The following is a 26,295-nucleotide window of genomic DNA, read 5'->3' on the forward strand; positions in this document are numbered from 1 at the left end:
CAACTGTTTTTAGCCAGTCAACGTAATCATTTCATGGCACGCTGGCCCCGCACTACCTGGACCACTATTTACACATACGGCACAATGTTTGTGCTGTTTCCGCTTTTGTGTTGGCTGGCTTACGCCTGGGTGCGAGGTTGGATTTTTTAAGTAATAACGTAGCAGGCAGCGTCCCGCTGTCAGAGCGTTCGTAGCAGGCAGCGTCCCGCTGCCGTGAGCATTTTGCCAAACGCCATTATTACAGGAATAACCCTTTTCAATGCAATTCATTCGGCACCTGGAAGATGCCACCTACTATATTATTTACAATTTGGCATGATTTTTTCTTACAAGTTTCCGCCAAGAGGTGCATTTTGACTAAAGAGAAAAATCCAACGGAGCGGCAACTATGAACATCGATCTGGTGGACATAACCCAAATTTTACAAGAAACCAGCCAGAACCGCTTGCTAACGCATTGGCAAATGCTTGCCGGACCACAACAGGAAAGCCTTGCCCGGCAGTTGGCCGCCGTGGATTTGCGGCAATTGGTCGCGGCATGGAAAAACCGCGCCGCTAGCCAGGACTGGCGGGCCCTCGCAGCCGCCAGCCAGCCCCCCGCCGCCTTTCGGCTTCCCCCTGCGCAAAACCCCTGGAATACCACCCAGGCCCGGCAGGCGGGCCGTTCCGCCTTGAGCGCCGGACAAGTGGGCGTCCTGCTGGTCGCCGGAGGCCAAGGTACACGCCTGGGTAGCGATCTGCCTAAGGGAATGTTTCCCATCGGCCCGGTGACGGGAGCATCGCTCTACCAATGGCTGCTGATGGGAGTTCTGGCCGCGCGCCGCCGCGCGGGTCGATCGATTCCCTTATGGATCATGACCAGTCCCGCCACCCATGCCCCAACGGCGGATTTTTTGGCCAAGGAACAAAATTTTGGCCTGCCGCGGGGGGATGTACAACTCTTTAGCCAGGGGACCTTGCCGGCTTTGGACTTGGCCACGGGAGAATTGCTGTTGGCGGGACCGGATCGACTGGCGCTGAGCCCGGATGGGCATGGGGGGTTATTAAACGCTTTTGCAAATTCCGGGGGCTTGGCCGAGGCCGAGGACCGCGGGCTAAAGTACCTGTTTTATATGCAAGTCGATAATCCGCTGGTAAGCGTGGCTGATCCCACCTTTTTGGGCTATCACATCCTCAGCGGGTCGGAAATGTCCACGCAGGTCATTGCCAAGCGGGGACCACTGGAAAAAGTGGGGAACGTGGTCACCTGCGAGGGACGAACCCGCATCATCGAATATAGCGATCTCCCCCCTGACCTGGCGGAACGGACCACGGCCACCGGAGAGCCGGTCTTTTGGGCGGGAAGCATCGCCGTGCATGTGCTGGACGTGGCATTCTTGCGGAGAATGACTGAGATCCCCGACGCCCTGCCGCTGCATGTGGCCCAAAAGAAGGTGTCTTATTGGGATCCCAGCCGGGGAGAGGTGGCTCCGGACGCACCCAACGCCTGCAAGTTTGAGCGGTTTATCTTTGACCTGTTGCCGCAGGCGCGGGAAGCGATCGTGATGGAAGTGGACCGGGCGGAGCATTTTGCCCCGGTAAAAAATAGCAATAACGAGGAATTCGACACGCCGCGAACGGTCCAAGCGCAGATGCGGTCGAACTTTTGCCGGTGGCTGGCGGAATGCGGCGTGACCGTGCCGGAAGAAACAGTCGTGGAAATATCCCCCCTGGTCGCCACGAATGCCGAAGAACTAGCCACGTGGCTGCAGGCTCATCCGCTGGAAAACTCAGCAGTTACCTCTTCGCCGTTGTTACTAAAAGAATAATAATAACCAAGTAATTTCGCGCTCACGAACATGTTCAAAATCGAGCACAAGACCGATCCTGTATTGCCGTGGGAACGGTTTTTATGGCGGCTGTTTCTGAGCTTTAGTCTGGGTCTTACTTTGATTTTTATCTCTTTATTGGTGGGAATGTGGGGTTATCACGTATTTGAGGGTCAGAATTGGATCGATTCTTTTTTGAACGCGTCGATGATCCTTTCCGGCATGGGACCGTTATGGAATCCCCAAACCGAACAGGGGAAAGTATTTGCCGGCATTTACGCGCTCTATAGCGGTTTTGCGGTGTTGATTATCGCGGGGATCGCCTTTGGTCCACTGGTTCACCGCATGCTGCATATTTTGCATGTCGACGAGCAAGATGTGGAGGCCGTGGAGCAACCTCGATAAATTCGCGAGGTGCGGGATAAACTGATTTTCAAAAAAACTCAATCCATACTTTTACAAAAGAAATGTAATTGCGGGAAACAGGATTTGAACCTGCACGGTGTTGCCACCGCCAGCCCCTCAAGCTGGTGCGTCTGCCAATTCCGCCATTCCCGCTCAGCAGAAATTACCAAATAAATTCCACCTGCCACATATAAAACCTCTTTATAATGTAACATTCCGCGCAGCCATTCGCAAGCTGGCTATTTTTGCCGCGCTCCTATCGACAAGCCGATGACTGGCGGGGTTCGCGGCAATTTTTTGCCACGATTGGCAATTGCCAAATTCAGCGAACCTGGCTCCAACATTCTTCCACCATTCTCCAACTTTATCCATTCCGCCATCGTCGCGCCAACGAGCCGCAATCGCCAATGGCGGAAAACTTTCACTTATTTTCTTCATAATGCATCAGCTCATTCCCACCGGTGCGGCCACGGCTATTTTGCCCACGGGCGACACGCGTCCGATCACGGTCATCGGCAACGAGGCGATCCGCCAGACCTTTGACGAAAAATGCCTGCAGCAGGCGGTCAATTCGCGGCTGGCCCCCGGCGTGACCGATCTGGTCCTTAATCCCGACGGCCATTGCGGCTATGGGGCGCCCATCGGCTGCGTGCTGGTCTCCCCTTCGCATGTTTATCCCGGCCCCGTGGGCGTGGATATCAAATGCTCCATGAGTTTGTTGCAACTGGACCTGCCGGCGGAGGCCATCGCCGACCGCGTGACCCGCCGCGCTCTGATTGACGCCCTGGGGGAGCGGCTTCCCACCGGGGCGGGACGCGGCCAGCGCCATGTTAAAAAAGCCCGGCGATTTCCCCTGGCCGCTGGCAAAGAGGCCCTCATGTTCGGCGCGACCGCCGCCGTTTGCGAGCAATTGGGCATTCCCGCGCATTGGGCCGCGCGCTGCGAGGACGCCAGCCATGTCGGCCATGACGACACGGCGGCCCCGCTGGCGGAGCGGTTGGAGTGGCATTTGCGCCAAGGGACGCTGAATGACTTTGGCAACAAGGTCTCTCAGATGGGGTCCTACGGAGGCGGCAACCACTTTGGAGAGTGTGAAGTTGTCCGCTTCGTGGACAGCCCCCGCGCACGGCAGGCGGCCGAGGTTTTTGGCTTGCTCGATGGCAAAGTCGCGTTCTTGTCGCACTGCGGTTCGCGGGGGATTGGCCATAACTTGGCCATGCATCAATTTCGCGCGCTGCAAACCAAGTTTGCCAACTGGGACATTCCCCTGCCGGGAAACGACCGCGAACTGGTTTATGCACCGTTAGGGACGCCCGAGGCAAACGCCTACCTGGACGACATGGCCCTGGGGGCCAACTTTGCCACGCTGAACCATTTGCTGATCAATTCGCTGGTGCACGAGGCCTTTGCCGAGATTTTTCCCGGCATTAAAGCCGAACTGGTGTACTTTATCAGCCATAACATCGCTCGCAAGGAAATCGTCAATAACCAACCCGCTTGGGTGCATCGCAAGGGGGCCACGCGCGCCTTTCCGGCGGGGCATTTTGCCTTGGCCAATACGCCCTACGCGCAGACGGGGCACCCGATTTTACTTCCGGGAAATCCGCAAGCGGGATCGAGCGTGATGGTGGCGGAGCCTGGGGCAGAAGTCAGTTGCTACAGCGTCAACCACGGCGCGGGACGGGCGATGGGGCGCAAGGCGGCGATTCGCAACCTGGATCAGCGAGCCATTGATGAGTCGTTTGACAAGCTGGACATTTTGACTAATTGTCGGCAGTACCCGCGCGACGAAGCCCCCGCCGCGTATAAGGATTTTGAGCAGGTGCTGGATTCAGTCAAGTCCGCCGGTCTGGCCAGCGAGGTCGCCCGCCTGCACGCCCGCTTTGTCATGAAGGATACGGATAAGGCGGACGATTAAGCGTCAGCCAGCGTGGCACGGACGCACGGGGCACGGACTTTAGTCCGTCGGCAAAAGATGGGTGTCCCTATGAGTTGGTTGTAGCGGATGAATCGGGCCGTTGGCGCTTTCATTTGTTACTTCCCATTGACCTGGGGCGGCGCTGCGTTTCCCTAGGCTGGGATGGTTGGGCCTTTGGCCCACCGATAGGTAGTTTAGGGTTCCTTTTGTGTCGCGTAGTGAATTTTTGTCACGGGTTAAAACCATCCCACTAGCAACACTAAGATTTATGACACGCTCTGACGCAGAAAGCTACCAACCTGGTACGGGAATTGTTAAAATTATGTGAATCCGCGAGGGATATGCAATTCTTATGCGGATTTTCCACGCGATTCACTTTTCACACGCACGGTTCCATGCTTTACAAATTATTACTGCTGGCGGCATTGGCGGGCACGCTGTTCTATCATCCCACCTCCGCCCGTGCCCTAGAAGTCGCCTTTGGCGAGGTGGATATCACTCCCAACCTGAACAGCGGCCGGCCTGTTTGGCTGGCCGGTTACGGCATGGGACGCAAGGCAACCGCCGTGCACGATCCAATTTTGGCCCGTTGCGTGTTAATCAAGGATGGCCAGTCCAAACTGGCGTTTGCCTGCGTTGATTTGATCGGCCTGCAATATCCCGAAGTCCAACGGATCCGCGCGGGCCTGGGGGATTATCAGTATGTGATGGTTAGCAGTAGCCATAGCCACGAAGGTCCGGATGTAATTGGTATTTGGGGGGCGAATCCCTTATCCCGCGGCGTCGATGACGAATATTTGCGGTTAGTCGTGGATAAAGTCACGGGCATGATCCGCGCCGCCGAAAAATCATTTACCCCCGCCGTGGCCTTGTATGGCACGGCCACCGACGAGACCCTGCTCAATGACAGCCGCCAGCCGCAAGTCAAGGATGGCGTGCTGCGGCTGGTCAAGTTTGTCGAACCCAACAGCCAAAAAACGCTCGGTCTGTGGGTGCAGTGGAATTGCCATCCCGAAGCGATGGGGGCCGATAATACCGAACTGACCGGCGATTTTTGCGCGACAACGGTGGCGGAACTGCGGGCCAAGCACCAATGCCCCGTGGCGTATTTTAGCGGAGCGGTGGGGGGACTACTGGCACCGCCGCGGGGGGGCCGGATCAAGGACGCCAACCAGCGCGAATTGCATGAAGGGGATTGGGAATATTCGCGAATTTATGGCCAGGAAGTGGCCAAACTGGCGGACGAAGCGGTCGCCGCCGCCCAGCCGATTCAGCTAACACCGCTGGCGGTTTCGGCCAAACCCCTGTCGATACCCGTGGATAACGTGCTGTATCGCATGGCCCGCACGGCGCAGGTGCTAAAGCGTCCGGCGACAATTTGGAACGACAAACCGTATGAGCCGGGGCCGGAAGTGCTCAAAGACACGGGTAAGGAACGGATCGCCATGCTGACCGAGGTGGCGTACGTTCGGCTGGGAGATCTGCATGTGGCCTGCATCCCCGGAGAGTTGTATCCCGAACTGGTCTATGGCAAATACCAGGAACCGGCGGAAGCCAACGCCGACTTTCCCACGAGTAAGTTGGAGCCATCCGTCGCGGCAACGTTACCGGGGGACAAATGGCTCTGCATCGGCCTGGCCAACGATGAAGTGGGATACATCATTCCCCGGCGGCAATGGGACGATAAAGCCCCGTTTGCCTACGGCCGGGATAAATCCCAATATGGCGAGGTCAACAGTTGCGGACCGGAAACCGCGCCGCTACTAATGCAGGGGCTGATGGATTGCGTGCGCGCGGCGGGGAAGTAGTGTGGATTTAGCAGTCAGCTTTAGCCTCGGATAGGCACTGATGAAACCTAGCACGGGCTTTACCCGTAACCTAAGGGATAAATTCAGCAGGCAATAGTACGCAGGTGACACTGATCGGACTGATTTTCGCTGATCAGAGGAAATTTTATTGAGGAGCAGCTTGAATCCAGACGTATTAGCTGATCTGAACTACTAACCGTTAAATTTTTAGCAGTGTGCGAAGATTATACTTTGCCCAAGCATGAGGGTGCCAAAGGCGTTTGATTCTTTGCGGGCCAACGGCCCGACCTACCCCAGCCGTGCTTGTTAGACTTGTGGCAAGCGCAGCGTCGCCCTAGGTAATTTGACCAATCAAATTAATAGGGCCAAAGCCCCGATTCATCCGCTTTGACAAACAAATCAAGCTAAGTGTCCCTTGGATTACGAGCTTAGGCCCGAACTACGAAAATCCCTGTGAATTCGTAGCTAAAAACGAATTTGCTCTTACAAAAACCCAACCCCTGGCTTACTCCTGCCCCCCAAACTTTTTCTTGCCAATCCGGGCGTACCACTGTTTCCAGCACAGACATTGCTGGTGGCAAGTCAGCCGCTGCAATATGGCAAACTCCTCATAGACCACCTGGCCATCCACCACTTTTCGCTCGCCCGTGGGTTGGGCCAAACCGGCGTAGGATTGAATCGTCGCGTCCGCCGCCGCATTAAATCCCGTCAACAGCTGCAGACTGGCCAGCGCCGCTAGCTGCACCTCGGGCCGGTCATCCAGCAGGCGAATCAATTCCCCCAGCGCTTGCAGGTCCCCTAATTTGCCCAAGAGCGTCGCGGCCTCGCGGCGGATAGCGGTATCGTCGTGATAGGTCAGGCGTAGTAACGCCGGTAATCCCGGCGGCACGCCATGCGCCGCCAGGGCATACGCCGCCGCCAAGCGGATCGCCGGATCGCGGGCGGCCAACAGTTCCTCCAGCGGCTGAGCGCTAGGAAGCTTGGGGAGCGCCGCCAAGGCCCGCAGCGCGGCTAGCACCACCGCCACATGATCGTCCGCCAGACTGTTTTGCAAGAGGAGCGCATAGTCCTGATGGGGATGGGCGATAAACCACTCGAGGGATTGCCGCCGCACGCCATCGCTGGGATGGCTGGCGGCCAGGGCGACAATCGCCGCCACGCGGGGATCTGACTGTTCAGCCAGCAGCCGCAACGCCGCCAGCCAAACTGTGGCGTCGGTTTCTGTCTGTAAAATTTCCGTCAATTCGACGAGGGTGCTATCGGGAATTACCTGTCCGGCCAGTTGTTGCGTAAAGTCCTGGATCGCGGCGCGGCGTTCCCAAGCCGCGGTGGAACGGCAGCGCGACGCGCAGCGTCGCCAGTGCGACTCTAATTCGTGGAGGATATCCGCCGCCACCGTCTGATAACCCACGGTGGAAAGCGCCGGGTCCGTCAATGGATTGGCTCGCGACGTGACGTCGGTTGCCGCGGCATGTTCGCCAAATTCGCGATGATAGGTTTCTTTTAGCAGCCGGGCTTGTTCGGCCAATTGCACGCGCGAGGCGGTTAAACTCAGTTCGTTTGCCGCGGGCCAGGATTCGCGCAGCTGGCGTATCGCCGCCTGGCGCACCAGCAGCACATCATTTTCGCAAGCCCCCAAGAGGACCGGCACGGCCAAGGGCAACGGCCAATTTTCCATTTTGGCTAATGTTTGCTTACGCACTTCCACGCTGGGATCCGCCAGTAATCGCAGGGCCAGCGCGGGATCGGGCCTGCGAATCAATGTGCTCGTCAAACCCAACCGTACCTGGCTGGATTTGTCCGCCAGGGCCGCATTTACCACGGTTGGATCCCCGCTTTCATAGAGGGCCGAATACGCCGCCGCGCGGATCAATTCGCCGCTCTCCCGCGTTAAGGGACGCAGGGCCTCTTGGGCGGACCTCCCCCCCAACCGACCCAATCCCTGGATCGCGGCCAGTTTGACATCAAATTCCGCGTCTTGCAGAGCTCCGCGCAGACTTGCCAGCGCGTTCGGTGGCTGACGCACCGCCAACATATTTAAATAAGCCACCCGCACCACCGGCGCGGGATCTAGCGACAACTCTTCCAGATCAGTGGCAAGCTCCAGGTCTGGCCAGCGCACATACGCCGCCACAAACTGCGCCCGTAGGGCCGCGGCGGGGGAATGGAGCGCCTGACGTAAAATCTGCTCATGCGGCAGAGGGGCGGTTTTTATCCAACTTTCCAAAAGTTCGGTGTGCAGTTCCCAAATATACCGCGTGGCGGCGGGACCGGCGGAATCCCCCAACTGCGGCAAGACCTGCTCATAAACAGTTGCCACCGCGTCATCCCACGGCAAATGTCCTAGGGCATCCGCCGCCGCCCGACGCAATGGTAACGGCGCCTGGGGATCGGCAATAACCTGGGCCAACACCGGCACGGCCTGGGGGCGTCCTTGCCAAGCTAGGGCTATCGCCAAATTTGCCCGCAACGGCTGCTGGGTGGTCTTGGCCAATTCCGCCGTCAGGTTGAGCCGTCGCTGGGGAGGAATCGCCAATTCTGTTTCGATGCCCAGATGCCGCCAACGATACCTTTCCAGGAAAAGATGATCCACCTGCTGCTTGCCAGGGGATGTTTCCGTGGTTAGCGGAGCTAAAAACCAGCTAGGGCTGGCCAGGGCCGCCAATTGCTGCGCGGGGCTCATGTTGGCCGCGCACTGAGCACAATGGGCCGGCCCCGTGTGTTCCGTGTCGTGCGAATGTTCTGCGTGTTCCGTGGGCTGCGTGCTATCTGGCTGGGGAAGCCGAGACGATTGTTGCCCCGATGCGTCAGAAGATTTGGCGTTGGATGACGTTGGGTAAAGCTTATCATCACTGGCGACGGCACTAGCTTTTACGCCCTCGCGTGGGGGAAGTTGATCGGCGGAAATTCGTGGATCGGGCGAGCGTTGTCGCTGGAGGGCTTCACAGCCGCCACAAAAACAGGCCACAAAAACCGCTAGCAAGCAGGCTGCGGGAAAAGAATCTCCCCTTGGCACATCCTGAAAACGCCCCACCGAGAAAACCGGCGGTTTGCGCAAAACAGGCAGTTTACGGCGATCCATCGCGGCCACCTCACGGCCATCCATGGCCTAAATGAAAGATACAACCGTCGGGGGGATAAATACTGGCTAATTCAACCGCCCATAGATAATTTCCCGGCCTCGTTGGTGCAATGCCAGTTAGCGTCCTCCCCGTGGGCCGATGGGTCCCCGGCCATAAGGGCTAGGCCCGCGACTTCCTCCCCCGCCGCCACTGGTGCTCCCCGGAGAAAATGTTCCTTTGGGAACAGAAACAAATTTTGGCAGCAGGTCGGATTGGTCTTTGCCGGTAATTGACTTATCCAGTTTGACACCCCCTTCGCGCAGGCTTTTGATCAGATATTCGGGATCGCGGGTCTTGGTGCTGAACCATTTGGTTTCGCATACTTTGACCAGGGCCTGCAGTTGCGACTGGATGGCGGCGGCCTGGCCGGTTTTTTTCTCAAGTGTTTTGAGCGCGGCCTGCAACCGGGTAAGTTCATTTTTTAAGGCCTCATCGGTATCGGGGGGATAAGGCAGATCCTCTAGATAGGCCAAATCCCGCTTGATCGCGGCCACCGCGACTAGCCCGATATCCTTGGCAAATTCGTCGGGAGCGACTGTGGCGGGAAGTTCCTTCATGGCGGCCAAAGCTTCGATCGCCTCAATGCGCAGTTCCAGCGAGGCGGTCTCTTCCTTGACAAGGGCTTTGGCCCAATCGGCCAGTTTTGGGATAGAGCCGGGGGTTTTGGATTCCAGCGTCACCGCCAACTCCAACGCCCGTCGCCGCAGCCAATCATAACCGACAGCCTCTGTGGCCATGTCCGCGGGGGGCTGGGGGTTGGATAGATAGGGAGCAATGACATCGGTTAATATTGCTTCCACCCCCTTGGGAGGAAGTTTATTGACCTGGGCTTGGCGGATCACGCCGTTCATGGCGGTGATACGCAAAATGGGAGGAGTGTTGGGCACCTTGATAGGCGAGGCTAAAAGATACAATCGTTGCAGCGCGCCCGGATAAGGAATTTTTTTCATCTCGTCGTTGAGTTCCGCCAGAATAATCGTCGCGTTAAGCCGGGCCAGCGGATGATAGTTTTTTATTTGATTAGCCGCATCCCGGTTAATCGCTATCTGCGAAAATCGATTTACCAACGCCTGATTAAACAACTCCCGCGCGCGGGCCATGGCGTCCACATCACCCTGGGCGGCAACCACTTTGAGGTAGGAATTCGCCAGATCCCGCCGCATCCCTTTGAGTAAAGTGCTATCGACCAAATTCCGGTTGCCATCCGCGGGCTTTACCACATTGGCCAACTGCGTAAAATGCGGCGCCAAGATCGTGTTGACATATTTTTCCATGAACTCCTTTGTCGCCTGCGTATTGACGCCGTTTAGCATTTCATCCACTTGAATGCGCAAGCTATTCGCCGGACCGGCGGTCGGGCTTTTATTAATAATATGTCGCTGCCACATGTTATAGGCCGGATCGAGCGCGTCCTGGTCATAGGCGGCCTGGGCCAGACAAACCCCCACGCCTTGTCCCAGCAGGACCGCGGCCAAAAGCATCATTTCCCAGCGGGTGGCCATTTTTCGCGGGGTAACGAACGGAAGAAAATCCATAGAACCGCAATACTGGGAAAAAATGGTAGACATACAAAACCCTATGAATTCTGAAAGCTTTTTCGGGGATGGGCCATTCAAGAACAGAAACGTGCCAAACCAGAGAAACCCGACTCGGAGCGTGCAGAATTCTCTTTTTTGATATGATAAGCACTGACTAGTTTATTTTACTCCAAGCTATTTCTGAAAATCAATCAGAATCCCAGGGAACTCAGGTAAACGGCCGCGAAATCCGCTGCATGACCTGTTTTCCCATGTTTTTTGCGATACACGCCACTTATGACTTGGATTTACAGCCATTCCGACTTTTTAGCCCACCAGACAGGCACCCATCCCGAACGCCCCGAGCGTTTGATCGCGATTCTTCGGCAATTAGAACGGACAGGCCTGGGGGCACGTTGCCACCACCCCACCTGGGAAGTGGCCACTACCGCGGAGCTGACCACCATTCACGGGACCGATTATTTAAACGATTTGAATGCTTTTTGCTTGCGGGGCGGGGGTCGAATCGAAGAAGACACCGTGGTCTCGGCTCGGTCGTATGACATTGCCCGGCTGGCGGCTGGCGCGGCGATTTCCGCCACCCGGGCCGTGATTTCCGGCGACACACCCACCGCGTTATGCCTGGTGCGGCCCCCCGGTCATCATGCCCGCCGCGATACCGCCATGGGTTTTTGTTTGATCAACAATATTTCGGTGGCGGCGCACGCGGCACTGGCTGCCGGATTATCGCGAATTTTGATCATTGATTGGGACGTGCACCATGGAAATGGCACCCAGGAACAGTTTTATACCGACCCGCGGGTGGGCTTTTTTTCGATCCATCGCTGGCCCTTTTATCCGGGAACGGGGGACCACGATGAAACCGGTAGCGGGCCGGGGCTGGGGACGACCAAAAATCTGCCGATCGCCTGGGGAACTTCTCGACAAGAGTATTTGAATCAGTTTACCGAGGCAGTAGAGGGTTTTGCGGACAAAATTCGCCCCGAGCTAGTTCTGCTAAGCGCGGGGTTTGACGCGCACCGGGATGATCCCGTCGGCTCGCTGGGCCTAGAGACCGAGGATTTTGCCATGTTGACCCAGATTGTGGGGGAAATTACCGCGACGTGGTGCGGAAAAAAACTGGTCAGCGTGCTGGAGGGGGGTTACAACACGGGCGTCCTAGCCGGCTGCGTGGAAGAGCATGTGCGGGGGTTGCTGACCCTAGAAAATCGCGATATCAAATCTGCTTAGGTAGACAGTCGTGGCTAAACTCGGATCGCAAATAATTTACAAAAACTTTTAAAAATCTGGGAATATTTGGCGGGGGAACTCGTTTGCACTGGTGTGATGGCAAGACACGTCATACTTGGCCGCGACGGTAACACTTTACCGTATTTTTCGCACTGCTAATCAAAGCGTGTTTTACCCTTCTGTCGCAGTTTTTTTCAACCCCGCTGAATTTTTTGAGGAGACCCAGCCATGTTACGCCCCCTGATTTTTTGTGGATTGTTCGCTCTGGCCCTGATCCCAGGCTTTAGCCGCGGAGCCGATTCCGCCGGAACGGAAAAGCCTTCGGTGGACCAGCTCAAGCAGTTAGCCCCCAGCAATGTCGAAGAATTAAAAGTTATCAGCGAAAAGCCCCCGCTGATTCAATTCAAGCAACGGGGCAATAAAGGCTTTGCCTGGAAATTGGAGCTTTCCCGGTATGTCAACAAGCACGGAGATTTTTTGGAGATGAGTTTTCCTTGTGAACCGCTTCCCGAAAACGCCAACTCCGCCAAACTGCTAAAACTGCTCCAAACGAACGAAATTATGGCTGGCTCGCCCGTCTATAGTGTGGATAAAAACAACCTGGTTTGGTTGCGGCTGCAAATTCCCGCAAGTACCGCCACCCCCGAGGTCGTCGCCCGCAAATTTGCCGAACTGGTCTACCATGCCGAGGATCACCTGGCGGAATGGGACTTTGAAGAGCTCTTTGTCGAGAATAATCACACTGTGGCAAAAGTGGAAACGGAATAGCTAGTAAAATTAAGGAATTTTGCCGGGTGATATCGGACGGCCTGGAAAGATGACTTTCCAGGCCGTTTGTCATTTATACAGGCAAAAAATGCATGCTCTTTGTAAAAGACCGAGCTAGCCACCACTATTAACGCCAGTAAAAAAGTAGACATTACGCCTCTAATTTCTTGGACAATTTATGCATTTTTACTTACCAATTGATTGCAAAATTGGAGATTTGAATTACAGTAAAAGTCAGGTTGCGAGATGCCGCAATAAAGAGGGCCACCCATTTACACACCGTGAGGAGTACGCTGATGAGTCGGAATTGGAAAATTGCCTTGGCTGGTCTATTTGGCCTGGCATGCATGGCGGGGCAGGCAAGTGCCGCATCTGTAACTTATGGACCCCAGCCCATCGGTCCCAACAATGCTGGCAGCGCGGGAAGTTTCTTTTTGCCCCAGTTTGATCCTTCCTTGGGGACACTGACCAAAGTCATTTTGATGGTAAATGGCTTTAGCGATGGCGGCCAAAACATTCTGGATAGTGAATCGGATTTCTCGGGGAACGCGTCGGTCTCCATCGGTACAAATATCACCGTGACAGGCCCCGCCACCTTGACCGTGTTAACCACCCCGGTGGATACCAATAGCGGCCCCATCGGCCCCGATGATGAAATGGTTTTTCCCGATTTTGCGGGTCCGGACTCGATTGGGGTGTTTGGGAATCTGTCCACCGACTCGGACATGAGCATGATCACCAGCGGCATGGGCCCCTACATTGGTTTGGGGAATGTCACGTTCAACTACAGCAGCGTGGTGAACAATTCGTCTTCCTCGACGGTTTCGCCTTCGTTCACGTTTAATACACCCACGATTTACAGCTTTGACGCCAAAGTGACTTACGAATACGACGTCATCCCGGAACCCTCGACCTTTATCCTGGCCGGATTGGGCGCGGTTGGCTTGGTGGGTTATGGCTTGCGTCGTCGGGTCAAGTAATCGTCCCGCACAGATATTAATGAAACATTTTCAGCCGCAAAAGCTTGCCTTTTGCGGCTGTTTTTTTGCGCTAAGAACGGGAATGCCCTTAGCCGCTCACGCCACTGGACAATTTCTCCGTTGGTTTTGCGCTATGTGGTCTGAGAATTCCTGGATCATCGCCAAAGTAATATTTGCGGGCGTCCGGGTTATTCAGCACTTCCTCGGGCGTTCCTTCGCACAGCACCTGACCCGCGCGGATCACATAACTGCGATCGGTGATCGCCAGCGTTTCCCGTTCGCGGTGGTCGGTAATCAGTATCGAAATGCCGTCGTCCCGCAAACGGCGAATAATCCCCTGGATGTTGTTGATCGTCACCGGGTCAATGCCGGTGAATGGCTCGTCCAGCAGAATGATGGTCGGTTTGCTGACCAGGCAGCGGGCAATTTCTAACCGGCGTTTTTCCCCGCCGGAGCAACTTTGCGCCAGTGATTTGCGGATTTTGACAATGTCGAACTCCCGCAACAGTTCCTCGCACCGGCTTAAACGCTCGGCCCGCGGCATCCCTAACAACTCCATAACCGCTAGCAGGTTTTGCTCTACCGTCAATTTGCGAAAAACGCTTTGTTCCTGGGCCAGATATCCCATCCCCCCGTCGCGCGCCCGGCGATACATGGGCCAATGAGTCACATCCAGTCCATTCAGCGTCACGGTGCCGGCGTCCGGTTCCACCAATCCGCAGGTCATGCGAAAGCTGGTCGTTTTGCCTGCGCCGTTGGGACCCAATAGACCCACAATTTCGCCGGTATTCACATAAAACGTAACGCCGTCCACCACACGGCGACGGCCATAGGTCTTTACCAAACCGGTCGATTTTAATAAGGGATTCACCTGGTCCTCCCTGACCTGGCACTGGCAATGGGGCAAAAGAATTTCAATGCTTTGGCGGCTAGTTTAGCAAAATTGGCCTAACGGATAAAGTTCATTCGCGACCAGTTGGGCATAAAGGGAAAGTCATACCTCACCCCGCGAATCATGATGGGCAGGGAATAAGTCGTGGGCCAGCTATGGGGCCAGTAAATCGCCATTGCCTTGCCCACCAACTGGCGACGTTCGACAAAGCCCTGGGTCAACCAATAACGGCTATCGCTGCTGGAGGGGCTATTGTCACCCAGCATAAAGAATTGATCGCGGCTGGGATCGGCGGGATTTTTTTTCAGTTCGATTTGATTCCGCTGCATACCATCGGTAGCCTGGGAGGAACCGGTGTAAAAAACATCCCGCATGATTCGCAGGGAACTGACGGTGGCGGCGCTTCCCTGGACCGAGATACCCGCGGGAGAATGGTCGGTGACGCGCTGTTCGCCGGGACGAATGGAGGGCAGTTCCGCCGGACGGGTATTACCCAGGTGGTCGTAAGTAGTGGGGGAGTCAAACTCCACCGGCTGGCCATTGATCACCAGCCACAGCTGATCATCCACATTGGCAAACATGACTTGCTTGGTCGCGCTGCTCCATACGCGGGTGGTGGATTTAGGTTGATAATTCTCCACTCCGGGAATGCGCAAGCGGGCGATTCCCGAAGCCAAATCGATTTCGGCATGAAAAACCCGGCCTCCCTTGACCAGCTCTAACCGCAATAAGCCTGTCTGTTCGGCGGTTTGCACCTCGCACATCAAGGCTAAATCTCCCACCCAATGGATACCATCGCGGGCATTGGGAAAGGGTGCATAATTATAGGGATAAAAATCGCGGATAAGTTGGGGGACGGGTTGCAACGAGGGTTGTGCCAGGGAGGCCTTTCCCCCGGGGGGGTCAACTTGGTCCCAGTTGTATTGATCCACCAGCAGATGCAGATATCGCAGCGATGTTAATTCCGTGGTTTTATCCAAAGTAAATACTTTTTGATCCGCGCTGGTCTTCCAGCCAGGTTGATTGGGCATGGCCCAATTTTGCCAGCGCGAGGGCCACCCCTTTGCCAGTAACTCTTCTGGCTGGTGGTCTTGGTCATGGACCGGCTGCAACATGGCGCGTAGTTTTGCCAGGTTGGGCTTGCGGGCGATTTCCCATTGTGGACCGGTCCCTGCGGGCAGGTTCGCTCCTGACGGTGGCTTCAGCCAAATATCGCCATGCTCGATTTTCAGGGTTTCCCCCGGCAGGCCAATGAGCCGTTTAATATAATTGGTCTTGGGATCCTCGGGATATTTAAAGACAATCACATCCCACCGTTCGGGCGGGTGAAAATCGTATATAAATTTATTTACAACAATGCGATCCCCTTCAAAGACTTGCTCATATTTGTCGGTCTCTGGCTGGACAGCCTGCACATATTGGCAATTGGGGCAGCAGGCGGCCGTGGTGGCGTTAAGACCAGCCCCCGGCGCGGCCGGGTTGCTGTCGCTATAACCTTTGCGAAAACTGGTGCCACATTGGGGACAAACCAAATCATAATGCTTCCCCTGCAACGTGGGAGCCATCGACCCCGTCGGAATAACAAACGGCTCCGCCAAAAAGTTTCGAAACATACAGGCCATCACAAAGGCAATCAGCACCGACTCTAGCGTTTCCCGCCAGACATTCCCCTCTGGCTCGGGAGGGACTGCGGGAGAAGAGGGGGCCTCGGTAGCCGCATTCTGGGGGGATATGGCCATAAATCAAAAATAATAATTGAATGATCGAGGAAAGAAACCAACAAGCCAATTGCGTAAATATTACCAAAATTTATCCAATTCGGCTGGACCAGACAGTATTCGGAATCGTACAAAAAATATTGGATTGCATCGTTGTGACATCTTAAAAGACGATAATTTAGGGCAAATGGCTTAAATGAGGGCTATGCAAAGCTAGGTGCCGCATTGGTGAATTCAGTGACAAACTGCGGCTTACCGCCGTTATAGTCGTTACAGTCGGGAATTATTAGCCATTATAACCAAATTATTGCAGAAAACTCATCGTTGTTTATAATGAACTTTTGAAACTGGATTTTGAGCCAGGTTCAATTCAACACGATTTTCACAACTTTGGACGGAATTTGGCTAATGAAAATTTGAAAACCTGTTCCTAAGCGGGAAATCTTGGGGATTGGGTAAATTTTCATGGCTGTTAACCTTGGGAGGCTCGGCAGATAATGCCGACAAGGTTATGAAACGGCTATCAGCGATAGCTTGGGATCAAACGCGACGTTGGTCCCCGGAATTAGCATTGGAACATTGGATGCTGGGTCGAAATCCGCGCATGCGCAGGATTTCACAGCATATTGAGCGCGCTGCCGATGTGCAGTGCACCGTGCTGATCACCGGCGAGACCGGCACCGGCAAGGAAGTTCTCGCGCGCCTCTTGCACGAGGTTGGCTCCCGCAATTCAGCCCCTTTTGTGCCGGTCAATTGCGCCGCCCTGACCACCACGCTAGCCGAAAGCCAACTCTTTGGCCACGAAAAAGGTGCCTTTACCGGTGCGGCCGGTAGTTCTTTAGGCGTGTTTCGCGCGGCAAGTTCCGGTGTGGTGTTTTTAGATGAAGTGGGCGAAATGCCATTAGAGCTGCAGCCCAAGTTGCTGCGTGTTCTGCAAGAGCAAGAGGTCACACCCGTGGGGTCGTCGATCCCCGTATCGATTAATGTGCAAATCGTCGCCGCGACCAATCGCAATCTCGAGGCGGAAGTCGCCGCGGGCCGCTTTCGCGAGGATCTGTATTATCGGCTGAACATGGTCGAGCTGCGCGTCCCACCTCTCCGCGAGCGCAGCGAGGATATACCAGATTTTGTGGACTTTTTCTCCGAAAAATTTGCGTTACGTTATCAACGCCCGGTTTGGATTCCCACTCCCGCCATTTTACAAGAGTTCTGCGCGTACCACTGGCCGGGTAATATTCGCCAACTGGCCCATGTCATTGAACAAGCATATGTGCTAGAGACCGAGCCGATGCTGCCAGGCCGGGATTCCGCCACGACCGGCGAAGAGTCCGGCCCCGCCGGGCGGCTCCCTTACCTAAATCTGGAAAAACTCCGCTATGAGGCTGTCCGCCAGGCTCTGGTGTTGACCCGCGGCCATAAAGGACAAGCGGCACAAATGCTGGGCGTACACGCCAACACCCTGACCCGGATGATCGCCGAATTTAAAATGTCTCCCAAACACTGGCAAGCAACGGTGCCCAATTAAGCCCGGATAGCAACCGGTCCACGCGAGCGACACTCTTTTTAACCAGCCGCGGCATAAGCGACACCCCACTTAAAAAAAAACGGCCGACGCGGCCGGTCGCCCCGGGAAAGAAACTTTCCCGCGGGCATGGCGGACGGGTCGGCCAATTGCGCTCTTTTACTCGAGCAGTCTCTTTTTAATTCACTTCATTTGCCGTTTCGCCGCTGGCCCGGGTGACGAATTTAGCAAACTCACGGATGTTGATATCGCTATTGAGAAAGCGTACCGAGGAATCGCCAAAGACGATATTCGCCCCGCTGGTGTGAAAGGAATAGGTTTCACTGCTTCCTTCCGAACCATAAAATGGATGGGGAAACGTGTTGCCAAAATCCTCGCCGTTGGTGCAATTCACGGCGCAGGGTCCGGGAAAGGATTTGCCGTCATAGCTTGATCCATCCACGCTGAAATCGCTGGCCGGACGGCACCACCCCCCCGCATTGACACGATTCGTGTTGATATCCGCGGCAAGTTGCATGCCCCCTTGGTAAACATAGGGACGTCCGGCTGATTCCGCATACAGGATCGTCTTGGACGTACCATCCGTCACATCTTTGAACTTGGGATTCCCATTCTTGGGGAGCATGCCGGTACCGGCAAAATCAACTAAATTGGCGTCTTTCAATCGCTTATCGACGCTAATGGTGGGGGAATAATCCGTGATTGCCACCAGGTTCCCCCGCCAACTGGGTTGCGGGTCGCCATCCAGCCGGTCGGCATCGGGCGAGGAAGGGCACAAAAACGTGGTGATGATAGTGCTGGTCACCGGCAGATTCTTGACATGCGACCAATTCAGGGTTTTGTCGTAGCGCTTAAAGAGGTTGTCCTCCTCGATAAAGGGCAACAGTTGCAACAGCCCGGCAATCCGCGGCAGGGGCGTCACACCCGCCGGTCGAATACTGGAAGGGAGTTTTTTGTAGGCATCGCTAAAGTTGTGCGCGGCGATGCCCAACTGGCGGATGTTATTGGTGCACTGCCCGCGCAGGGCGGCTTGCCGGGCCGCCTGGATGGCGGGCAGCAATAACGCGACCAAAATGCCAATAATTGCGATTACGACCAGCAGTTCCACAAGGGTGAAACCGCGTCGCGACAAAGGGGAAAACCGTAACATGAACGTACTCCTGGAAACAAAGTTGTAAGGTGTAATCTTTCTTGAAATCCGTCCGTCGGACCCAAGATAAAAATGGTGAAGGTGGTTGAAATTCAACGAGTGATGTTTTTTGCCGGAATTTTGGTTGGTGCCTGGCCAACCGTCACTTTCCAATCCGTGGTGTTCGGGTCGGAGTATTTCGCGGGGAGTGAGTTCTCTCCCCGTTCATAGCTTTCGCCATTTTTTACCAATGGATAATGTTGCACGGTGATCTTGTACTCTCCCGTCGCGGCTCCATCTCCCGTTTCGTAGGTGGTGACGGTAAAATTTCCCTCCTTATCAGTTTGCGCCCGCGCCGCCAGCGCCGGAGAACCCGCGGCACTGGGATGCAGGATGATCTGGGCATGGGGCAAAGGCTGGTTATTCACCAGTAACCGCCCTTCCACCGGAAATGTCGCCAATCGTTCTGGCTGGGATTTGCCGCAGCCAACAACCAATGGCAATGCACAGAACGCCAGCAACAGCCAAAAACCAGAGCCACGTCCCATAGGCGCGGGAAGCTCGCGATCCCGGCAATAAACTTCAATTCGCATGATGAAAATTCCTCAAAACAGTAGTGGTAAAAAATCCAGATAAATTCGCTCTCCCGGGATCAATCCGCACAGCAAATTTGCAGTGGTAGACTCCAATCAATCTCTGGTGATTTCGCGGGATCTATCCGTACCAACAACGGCGTTTGACGCCATTCCTGATAACGCCGCGGAAGTCGCTCCGGGCCGGGGATCAATGATTCATATTCATGAATTTTTGGCCGCCAACTGGCGGTGACGTGGTATTCCCCCGGCGAAAGATCGCGCCGGGAAATATAAAATTCACCTTCCGAGTTGGTTACCGTCGTGCATAACGAGGTGGCGCTCATTTGCTTATTGGCAAAAAAACGCAACACGACGCCCCCCGTCGGCAAGCCGTTCATACGCACATTTCCCGTAATCACCGGACGGTCGTATTGAGACGGCAATGTTTCACGAAGCGAATCCAGCCATTGCCAGCTAACCGTGCCAATTAACAGCACGCCGGAAAACAAACGGGCCCACAAGGGGAACAATTCCAGACTCATGACCAAAAGTCTTTACGAATAGGTCATGCTCGGGATCAATCCGTGGCAAACCTGAACTCAACTAGAGACCTCTTCCCCGCGGGAAGTCGGCAAACATGTTCAACGTATGAGATAGGGGGGGTCGGTGGAACGCATCTTAACGCCAAGATGCCGCCACGACCCTATCGACAGCTTGAATTCTCGTTGGTAACGCCATTGCGGCGCGTGCGGCGTTTTTCCGTGCGATCAATTTGCACCACCACGCCATCCTGCACGATCACATTGACCGATCCAAATCGTAGACCCCGCAGGGCGTCACGAATTTGCGCGATCTCTTGATCACGTTCGCCCATTCGCGCGGATGGATTCGAGTTTTCGCTGGCGTCTGTCATGGTATTGCTCCCGCCCGCGATTGGGCATCGGTCCTTCGATTTCGTGCGGTTTTTGGCTCAAATACTATAATCCGGCACAAACACGCGGATTTTTTTAGGTGACACAGACACCCATTCGCCTATCCTTAACTCGAGTTCCTCCAAGCGATCCAACGGCAGATCGACCAGGATTTCGTTTTCGTCGGCGTTTTTTAAGGCAATTTTGGCGATTGAACCGGCGGGATTAATACGCAAGATTTGTGCCAATATGCCTGATTCGGGCGCGGGCCCGCGTAAAATATCTAATTCATGGGGGCGAACATAAACATTGGCGGTGGTATGGCCTTCCGCCGACAAATGTGAAACATCGTGCGAGCCGCCGCGCCAGATTGCCCGTCCTTGTTCAATGCGTCCATGAAAGACATTGACCTGGCCTAAAAAGTCCATCACAAATTCCGAGGCGGGGTGATGAAAGACCTCCGCGGGAGTCCCCACTTGTTCTATCTTGGCTCGATTCATGACAACCACCCGATCCGAAACTTCCAGGGCTTCTTCTTGATCGTGGGTGACTAAGATCGTTGTCATTTTTAGTTCTGTTTGCAGCCCCCGCAGCCAACTGCGCAAACCCTGGCGGACTTTGGCGTCGAGCGCGCCGAAGGGCTCGTCCAAGAGCAGAACTTGCGGTTCGATGGCCAAGGCCCGCGCCAGCGCCACCCGTTGCCGCTGTCCGCCTGAGAGCTGGCTGGGCAAACGGTTTTCAAACCCGGTCAATTGAATTAATCGCAGCAATTCCTGGACTTTTGCGGTAATTTTCGCGGCGGAAGGGCGTGTGGCGCGGGGCCGTACCCGCAGCCCAAAAGCGATATTTTCAAACACGCTCAGGTGCTTGAACAGGGCGTAATGCTGAAAGACAAAGCCTACTTTGCGATCAGCCACGCGGTTGCCGGTGACATCTTGATCATGAAATAAAATCGCCGTTTCCGAACGCTGATCGGGTATTTCCAGGCCAGCGATGATGCGCAACAACGTCGTCTTGCCCGACCCGGAAGGTCCCAACAGCGCGAGCAACTCCCCCTTGCGAATTTGCAAATTAACATCGTCGAGCGCGGTGTAATTGCCAAAAGTCTTGGTGACATGGCGTATCTCAATACTATTGGCCGCGGGTGTGGTGGCCGCGGGGGGGGGTCGTGATCGAGCGCGTGGGGCTGTTGACCAGCAGCGCGGCGCGGGAGGAGAATTGCGGCAAGGTGGTAACCAGTGTCAGCATATTCAGGCCTCTGCTGTCTTCAGCTCAAGTGGAGAGTGTTGTGGGCGTAACTTATGTTCAATCCATGATTTAATGACCAGGGTCGCCATGCCCGCCAGCGCTAAAACAGACGCCATGGCAAAGGCGGCCACAATCTTATAATCGTTGTAAAGATTTTCGATATGCAGCGTGATGGTGTTGGTTTTGCCCCGCACGTTGGCGGCGACCACCGCCACCGCTCCAAATTCGCCCAGCGCCCGCGCCGTGCACAAAATCACGCCGTACAGCAGACCCCAGCGAATATTCGGCAGCGTGATCCGCCAAAATGTTTGCCAGCCATTGGCCCCTAGGGAGATCGCCGCCTGCTCTTCGTCGCTCCCTTGTTCTTGCATCAAGGGTATCAATTCCCGCGCGACATAAGGAAACGTTACAAAAATTGTCGTTAGCAAAATCCCCGGCCAGGCAAAAATGATTTGGATGCCCCGTTCCATCAACCACGGCCCCAGCCAACTTTGGCTGCCAAACAGCATGACAAAGAGCATTCCCGAAATAATCGGCGAAATGCCAAACGGCAGGTCGATCAGCGTGATAAGCAGGCTTTTACCGGGAAAATCAAACTTGGCAATCGCCCAGGCGGCGGCAATTCCAAAGACCATATTCAGGGGTACCGCCACCAGGGTCGTCACCACCGTCACCAGCATCGCCGTTTGCCCGGCGGGATCCTGAAAGCTTTTGAAATAGGCCAGCACCCCCTGGGCCAATGCCTCGTAAAAAATAACGGCCAACGGCAGGATGAGCATGAGCACGCAATAGCCCACCGCCACCACGATCAGGGGCCACTTGATCAGTGGGGGAATATTTCGCCGACTAAAGTTCTGGACGGGGTTTGCGGACATCAGGCCCCTCCCTGCAAACGGCGGCCTGCCCACCATTGCAACAAATTGATGGAAAACAATAATACGAACGACGCGACAAGCATGGTGAGGGCGATGGCGGTCGCCTTTGCATATTGGTATTGCTCTAACTTTTCCAGGATGAGCGAAGCCGCGATTTCCGTCTCCATAAATTTATTGCCCGAGATAAACACCACCGACCCGTATTCACCCAATCCGCGGGCAAAAGCGAGGGTAAAACCCGTCAGCCACGCGGGAAGCAGCGCGGGGAGGGTCACTTTGCACATCTTTTGCCAACGACTGGCACCCAGACTATCGGCGGCTTCCTCGGTCTCGACATCCAGTTCTTCGATCGCTGGTTGCAGTGTCCGCACCACAAAGGGGAGGCCAATAAACGTCATGGCGATCATGACCCCCAGGCTGGAATAAGCCGTGGGAATTCCCCAGGCAAAACAGTACCGACCCAGCCAACCGGTCGGACTATAAATGGTCGCCAGGGCCAATCCCGAGACCGCCGTGGGCAAGGCGAACGGCAAATCAATCAGCGAGTCCAAAAATTTCCGGCCAAAGAACTCGTACCGCACCAGGACCCAACTGACCACAAAGCCAAAGACCGCGTTAACCGCGGCGGCAAAAAACGCTCCGCCAAAGGTTAACCGTAACGAGGCCAGCACACGCGGATCGGTGACTGTCTGCCAAAACTCCGGCCAGGTGAGGGAATATGTCCTCACGACCAGCGTGGTCAGGGGCAAAAGCACAATCAAACTCAGGTACAACACCGTGTACCCCAGCGTGATGCCAAAACCGGGCAAGATCGAGTGTTTTTTGCTCAGCCATCCCATGGCGCGATTTCCTATGTGGTGTTATTCGCCGCGAGAGGCCTGAAGAATTCCGTCAAATTCACCACCGTCGTTAAAGTGCGCGGCTTGCGCCTTGGGCCAGCCCCCAAACACGTCGTCAATGGTAAATAGTTCCACTTTTGCGAACGCGTCACGTTGCTCCGCGGAAATTTGCTCCAAATTCACCGGGCGATAAAAGTGCTTTGCCGCCAGTTGCTGTCCCTGGGGGGAATACAAATGCCGCAAATATGCTTCTGCCACTTCTCGCGTGCCACGCTTGTCCACCACCTGATCAACAACCGCCACGGGGGGTTCGGCCAAAATGCTACTGCCGGGAACCACAATCTCGTATTTGTCCGGGCCAAAATTCTTTACCGCCAAAAACGCCTCGTTTTCCCAGCTAATCAGCACATCGCCGATTTCCCGCTGCACAAACGTATTGGTCGCGGCCCGCGCAGCGGGATCCATCACCGGGACGTGCTTGTACAATTGCACCATGTAATCGCGTGCCTTGGCCTGAGCGGACTTTACGGCTTCCGCCGCGGCGGGGTCGTGCAGTTTTTTTAAATCCCCCAACTCTTGTTTGAGAACAGCCCCCCAGGCGGCAAGATAGTTCCAGCGCGCTCCGCCGCCGGTCTTCGGATTGGCGGTAATGACTTGCACGTCCCCCTTGATCAAATCCGCCCAATCCTTGATCTGTTTAGGGTTCCCCTTCCGCACTAAAAATACAATCGTAGAGGTGTAAGGCGCGCTGTTTTTTGAAAGACCTTGTTGCCATTCGCTTTTAATAATTCCTTTGTCGGCAATCGCCTGGATGTCCTGGGCCAAGGCCAGCGTTACCACATCCGCCTGTAAACCATCGATCACGGCCCGGGCTTGTTTACCGGAACCGCCGTGGGACTGCTCGATGGTGACGGTCTGGCCTTTGCTCTTGGCCCAATAATCCGCAAAATTCGAATTGAACTCTTCGTAGAATTCGCGAGTGGGATCGTAGGAAACGTTAAGAATAGTCACCGGCGCGGCTTGACCAGGCTCCGTCGAGGGAGCGCCACCCGTGCAACCCGCGATCCCCAGAAACAACAGCACACCCCAACAGAGCGAGAATGCGAACAAATCAACCTGAGTCGGAATTCGGCCAATCGGTTGGGTCTTGGTCCAAGTTTTCATGCGTTGCTCTGAATAAGGGCAGGAAACTGCAAATTTACAATTATTTTGAAGCAATATGCGTGCCAAGCAATCAAATGAACAAAATAGGGAATATACGTAAATTATCGCTCGTAAAATAGTAAAAATGCCAGATAACCGTTAAATATGACAGAAATACACCTTGATATTTGCTAGTTTTCCGTTACAATAACTACATGAATGAAGTCACTTTATTACAATTGTCCGTCTGGCGCGAAGTCTGTCGCCACCTCGAGATCGCCACTTCGACAGCCACGATTGCCGGCCTCTTGCGACCGCTGGTCCCTTTGGATTTGCTGTTTGTCAGACGCTTTTTACCCAATGGCAATTCACTCCAAACAGTGGCCTATGGCAGCCATGACGGCAGTTCCATGCGCGAAATTGCTGACATACCCATTTCACCCACCCGCTACAAGCGTTTGTTAACCTGGGCAGCAAATGGTAAGCCACTCCAAAACCGATCACGGATTGCCGCCGGAGATATCGCCCTATTGGCAGGTCCAGTCGAGGGAGATTTGTTGGTGGGGCCGTTGGTCGGGGCAGAAGGACCAATCGGCATTTTGGGTTTGCACTGCGCTGCGTTTGGGATATTGACCCCGGAGCAAGTGGAAATTTTCAGTAGCTTGCTCGAGCCATTTTCCGCAGCGTTAGAGAACGACCAACGCTTGCATGAACTTGCCACCCTGCGGGAAGCCGCCGAGGCGGATCGCCGCTCACTTTTGACCCGCCTGGGCCGCACGGAAACTGGCGAAACCATCGTCGGGGCGGAGGTGGGTCTGCGGCACGTCATGGAACGTGTTGATTTAGTCTCGCAATCCGATGTGCCGGTCATGATCCTGGGCGAGACTGGAACCGGTAAAGAAGTGGTTTCGCGCGCGATTCATAACCGATCTAAACGACATTCCGCACCGTTTATTCGGGTTAATTGTGGAGCGATTCCCGCGGAACTGATTGACTCGCAGTTATTTGGGCATGAACGAGGCAGCTTTACGGGAGCGGCTGATACGCGAAAAGGTTGGTTTGAGCGAGCCGATGGAGGCACACTGTTTTTAGATGAGATAGGGGAATTACCCTTGCCTGCGCAAGTGCGTTTATTGCGGGTGTTGCAGGATGGCTTTATCGAACGCGTGGGAGGGCAACAACCGCTGCGGGTGGATGTGCGGATTATCGCGGCCACACATCGCGATTTGCCGGAAATGGTCAAAGAGGGGACCTTTCGAGAGGATTTGTGGTATCGAATTGCCGTATTCCCGATTTTGCTGCCACCTTTACGGGAACGCCGCGAGGATATCCCGCTGCTCGCGCGGCACTTTGCGGAGCGGGCCGCCAAGCGGTTTGGCTTGCCATTTGTCGAACCCAGCCCCCATGATCTTAACATACTGCGGCAGTACGTTTGGCCAGGGAACATTCGCGAATTAGGGGCGGTCATCGACCGCGCCGCGATTCTTGGTGATGGCAAATCCCTGGAAGTGGCCAAGGCCCTGGGAAACGAGGCAACCCCATCCGGCGGTTCACGATCATTGTCGACGTTGAAAGAGCTACGGGAACCAAATCCCGTAACTTCCCTATCCACGGCTTACGAATCGGGCGGCGGTTTTGCCACGCTCGATCAAGCGCTGCGAAGCCATATCGAGCGCGCGTTGCAAGCGACCCGCGGCAAAATAGAAGGCCCGCATGGTGCCGCAAAATTGCTGGATATCAATCCCCACACCTTACGCGCTAAAATGCGAAAATTAAAACTCAAATGGAGCGATTATCGTAGTCCGCAAATCAATTAATTGACGGCGTGCAACCAATACAAGCAACCGGAATCGCCCTCACTTTGTCC

General features: G+C 55.1%; 21 protein-coding genes and 1 tRNA gene. 9 read left to right on the forward strand and 13 right to left on the reverse strand.

All coding sequences use genetic code 11. The annotated features are described in order from the left end of the window. The first annotated feature begins 388 nt into the window (after nt 1-388). Both SFX18_05865 and SFX18_05870 read left to right on the forward strand, forming a co-directional pair. Nucleotides 389-1,807 carry a UTP--glucose-1-phosphate uridylyltransferase gene (locus tag SFX18_05865; protein MDX1962659.1) on the forward strand — a complete coding sequence of 473 codons (1,419 nt, stop codon included), beginning with the start codon at nt 389-391 and terminating at the stop codon, nt 1,805-1,807. Between the two features lie 30 nt (nt 1,808-1,837). Next, a complete protein-coding gene (locus SFX18_05870) occupies nt 1,838-2,212 on the forward strand; it encodes a hypothetical protein (GenBank protein MDX1962660.1) in 375 nt (124 codons plus the stop codon). A 69-nt stretch (nt 2,213-2,281) separates the two neighbouring features. On the opposite strand, the gene SFX18_05875 is transcribed toward SFX18_05870, so the two are convergent. Continuing rightward, nucleotides 2,282-2,365 (reverse strand) — tRNA-Leu (locus SFX18_05875). Between the two features lie 286 nt (nt 2,366-2,651). Here SFX18_05875 and SFX18_05880 point away from each other — a divergent pair. Then, nucleotides 2,652-4,130, forward strand: coding sequence for an RtcB family protein (locus SFX18_05880; GenBank protein ID MDX1962661.1), 1,479 nt, complete (start codon nt 2,652-2,654; stop codon nt 4,128-4,130). Between the two features lie 395 nt (nt 4,131-4,525). Beyond that, nucleotides 4,526-5,938, forward strand: coding sequence for a hypothetical protein (locus tag SFX18_05885; GenBank protein ID MDX1962662.1), 1,413 nt, complete (start codon nt 4,526-4,528; stop codon nt 5,936-5,938). 505 nt (nt 5,939-6,443) lie between these two features. On the opposite strand, the gene SFX18_05890 is transcribed toward SFX18_05885, so the two are convergent. Both SFX18_05890 and SFX18_05895 read right to left on the reverse strand, forming a co-directional pair. Beyond that, nucleotides 6,444-9,044: a HEAT repeat domain-containing protein gene (locus SFX18_05890; protein MDX1962663.1), complete on the reverse strand. Its 2,601-nt coding sequence runs from the start codon at nt 9,042-9,044 to the stop codon at nt 6,444-6,446. 93 nt (nt 9,045-9,137) lie between these two features. Next, complete coding sequence (locus SFX18_05895; protein ID MDX1962664.1) at nt 9,138-10,562, reverse strand: hypothetical protein; 1,425 nt, start codon at nt 10,560-10,562, stop codon at nt 9,138-9,140. A gap of 312 nt (nt 10,563-10,874) precedes the next feature. Between SFX18_05895 and SFX18_05900 the strand changes: the two genes are divergently transcribed. The 3 genes from SFX18_05900 to SFX18_05910 all read left to right on the forward strand — a co-directional run bounded on the left by SFX18_05900 (nt 10,875) and on the right by SFX18_05910 (nt 13,576). Continuing rightward, nucleotides 10,875-11,828, forward strand: coding sequence for a histone deacetylase (locus SFX18_05900; GenBank protein MDX1962665.1), 954 nt, complete (start codon nt 10,875-10,877; stop codon nt 11,826-11,828). A 228-nt stretch (nt 11,829-12,056) separates the two neighbouring features. Next, the gene (locus SFX18_05905; GenBank protein ID MDX1962666.1) at nt 12,057-12,596 is read left to right on the forward strand and encodes a hypothetical protein; all 540 of its coding nucleotides are present in this window, start codon (nt 12,057-12,059) and stop codon (nt 12,594-12,596) included. A 296-nt stretch (nt 12,597-12,892) separates the two neighbouring features. Continuing rightward, nucleotides 12,893-13,576, forward strand: coding sequence for a PEP-CTERM sorting domain-containing protein (locus SFX18_05910; GenBank protein MDX1962667.1), 684 nt, complete (start codon nt 12,893-12,895; stop codon nt 13,574-13,576). An 88-nt stretch (nt 13,577-13,664) separates the two neighbouring features. Here the strand turns inward: SFX18_05910 and lptB are convergent, their stop codons facing one another. After that, on the reverse strand, nt 13,665-14,447 hold the full coding sequence (gene lptB / locus SFX18_05915; GenBank protein ID MDX1962668.1) for an LPS export ABC transporter ATP-binding protein: 783 nt from the start codon (nt 14,445-14,447) through the stop codon (nt 13,665-13,667). Nucleotides 14,448-14,524: 77 nt separating this feature from the next. Then, the gene (lepB, locus tag SFX18_05920; protein MDX1962669.1) at nt 14,525-16,207 is read right to left on the reverse strand and encodes a signal peptidase I; all 1,683 of its coding nucleotides are present in this window, start codon (nt 16,205-16,207) and stop codon (nt 14,525-14,527) included. 562 nt (nt 16,208-16,769) lie between these two features. Between lepB and SFX18_05925 the strand changes: the two genes are divergently transcribed. Continuing rightward, complete coding sequence (locus SFX18_05925; GenBank protein ID MDX1962670.1) at nt 16,770-17,711, forward strand: sigma-54 dependent transcriptional regulator; 942 nt, start codon at nt 16,770-16,772, stop codon at nt 17,709-17,711. A gap of 175 nt (nt 17,712-17,886) precedes the next feature. On the opposite strand, the gene SFX18_05930 is transcribed toward SFX18_05925, so the two are convergent. The 8 genes from SFX18_05930 to SFX18_05965 all read right to left on the reverse strand — a co-directional run bounded on the left by SFX18_05930 (nt 17,887) and on the right by SFX18_05965 (nt 24,449). Then, nucleotides 17,887-18,858 (reverse strand): DUF1559 domain-containing protein, encoded by a 972-nt coding sequence (locus SFX18_05930; GenBank protein ID MDX1962671.1) that lies wholly within the window; start codon nt 18,856-18,858, stop codon nt 17,887-17,889. 92 nt (nt 18,859-18,950) lie between these two features. Then, entirely contained in the window at nt 18,951-19,430 is a 480-nt protein-coding gene (locus SFX18_05935; GenBank protein ID MDX1962672.1) for a hypothetical protein, read from the reverse strand. A 59-nt stretch (nt 19,431-19,489) separates the two neighbouring features. Continuing rightward, nucleotides 19,490-19,954: a carboxypeptidase-like regulatory domain-containing protein gene (locus tag SFX18_05940; GenBank protein MDX1962673.1), complete on the reverse strand. Its 465-nt coding sequence runs from the start codon at nt 19,952-19,954 to the stop codon at nt 19,490-19,492. 161 nt (nt 19,955-20,115) lie between these two features. Continuing rightward, nucleotides 20,116-20,325, reverse strand: coding sequence for a YezD family protein (locus SFX18_05945; GenBank protein MDX1962674.1), 210 nt, complete (start codon nt 20,323-20,325; stop codon nt 20,116-20,118). 57 nt (nt 20,326-20,382) lie between these two features. Beyond that, a complete protein-coding gene (locus tag SFX18_05950) occupies nt 20,383-21,453 on the reverse strand; it encodes a TOBE-like domain-containing protein (GenBank protein ID MDX1962675.1) in 1,071 nt (356 codons plus the stop codon). Nucleotides 21,454-21,573: 120 nt separating this feature from the next. Next, nucleotides 21,574-22,446: a sulfate ABC transporter permease subunit CysW gene (cysW, locus tag SFX18_05955; protein MDX1962676.1), complete on the reverse strand. Its 873-nt coding sequence runs from the start codon at nt 22,444-22,446 to the stop codon at nt 21,574-21,576. Next, a complete protein-coding gene (gene cysT, locus SFX18_05960; protein ID MDX1962677.1) occupies nt 22,446-23,285 on the reverse strand; it encodes a sulfate ABC transporter permease subunit CysT in 840 nt (279 codons plus the stop codon). The genes cysW and cysT overlap by 1 nt, the downstream gene beginning before the upstream one ends. Nucleotides 23,286-23,306: 21 nt before the next feature. After that, the gene (locus SFX18_05965) at nt 23,307-24,449 is read right to left on the reverse strand and encodes a sulfate ABC transporter substrate-binding protein (GenBank protein MDX1962678.1); all 1,143 of its coding nucleotides are present in this window, start codon (nt 24,447-24,449) and stop codon (nt 23,307-23,309) included. Between the two features lie 194 nt (nt 24,450-24,643). On the opposite strand from SFX18_05965, the gene SFX18_05970 reads away from it, so the two are divergent. After that, nucleotides 24,644-26,245, forward strand: a complete 1,602-nt coding sequence (locus SFX18_05970) for a sigma 54-interacting transcriptional regulator (protein MDX1962679.1) — start codon at nt 24,644-24,646, stop codon at nt 26,243-26,245. The last annotated feature ends 50 nt before the right edge of the window (nt 26,246-26,295 follow it).

It is taken from the genome of Pirellulales bacterium (assembly GCA_033762255.1).
Lineage (GTDB): Bacteria > Planctomycetota > Planctomycetia > Pirellulales > JALHPA01 > JANRLT01.

Bases quoted from the DNA above. Each gene is read 5' to 3' on its own strand.
- cysW (MDX1962676.1), bottom strand. From the start codon at position 22,446: ATGTCCGCAAACCCCGTCCAGAACTTTAGTCGGCGAAATATTCCCCCA.
- SFX18_05895 (MDX1962664.1), bottom strand. From the start codon at position 10,562: ATGGCCACCCGCTGGGAAATGATGCTTTTGGCCGCGGTCCTGCTGGGA.
- SFX18_05970 (MDX1962679.1), top strand. From the start codon at position 24,644: ATGAATGAAGTCACTTTATTACAATTGTCCGTCTGGCGCGAAGTCTGT.
- SFX18_05905 (MDX1962666.1), top strand. From the start codon at position 12,057: ATGTTACGCCCCCTGATTTTTTGTGGATTGTTCGCTCTGGCCCTGATC.
- SFX18_05900 (MDX1962665.1), top strand. From the start codon at position 10,875: ATGACTTGGATTTACAGCCATTCCGACTTTTTAGCCCACCAGACAGGC.
- SFX18_05870 (MDX1962660.1), top strand. From the start codon at position 1,838: ATGTTCAAAATCGAGCACAAGACCGATCCTGTATTGCCGTGGGAACGG.
- cysT (MDX1962677.1), bottom strand. From the start codon at position 23,285: ATGGGATGGCTGAGCAAAAAACACTCGATCTTGCCCGGTTTTGGCATC.
- SFX18_05945 (MDX1962674.1), bottom strand. From the start codon at position 20,325: ATGACAGACGCCAGCGAAAACTCGAATCCATCCGCGCGAATGGGCGAA.
- SFX18_05930 (MDX1962671.1), bottom strand. From the start codon at position 18,858: ATGTTACGGTTTTCCCCTTTGTCGCGACGCGGTTTCACCCTTGTGGAA.
- SFX18_05935 (MDX1962672.1), bottom strand. From the start codon at position 19,430: ATGCGAATTGAAGTTTATTGCCGGGATCGCGAGCTTCCCGCGCCTATG.
- SFX18_05890 (MDX1962663.1), bottom strand. From the start codon at position 9,044: ATGGATGGCCGTGAGGTGGCCGCGATGGATCGCCGTAAACTGCCTGTT.
- SFX18_05865 (MDX1962659.1), top strand. From the start codon at position 389: ATGAACATCGATCTGGTGGACATAACCCAAATTTTACAAGAAACCAGC.
- SFX18_05885 (MDX1962662.1), top strand. From the start codon at position 4,526: ATGCTTTACAAATTATTACTGCTGGCGGCATTGGCGGGCACGCTGTTC.
- SFX18_05965 (MDX1962678.1), bottom strand. From the start codon at position 24,449: ATGAAAACTTGGACCAAGACCCAACCGATTGGCCGAATTCCGACTCAG.
- SFX18_05910 (MDX1962667.1), top strand. From the start codon at position 12,893: ATGAGTCGGAATTGGAAAATTGCCTTGGCTGGTCTATTTGGCCTGGCA.
- SFX18_05880 (MDX1962661.1), top strand. From the start codon at position 2,652: ATGCATCAGCTCATTCCCACCGGTGCGGCCACGGCTATTTTGCCCACG.
- SFX18_05925 (MDX1962670.1), top strand. From the start codon at position 16,770: ATGCTGGGTCGAAATCCGCGCATGCGCAGGATTTCACAGCATATTGAG.
- lepB (MDX1962669.1), bottom strand. From the start codon at position 16,207: ATGGCCATATCCCCCCAGAATGCGGCTACCGAGGCCCCCTCTTCTCCC.
- SFX18_05940 (MDX1962673.1), bottom strand. From the start codon at position 19,954: ATGAGTCTGGAATTGTTCCCCTTGTGGGCCCGTTTGTTTTCCGGCGTG.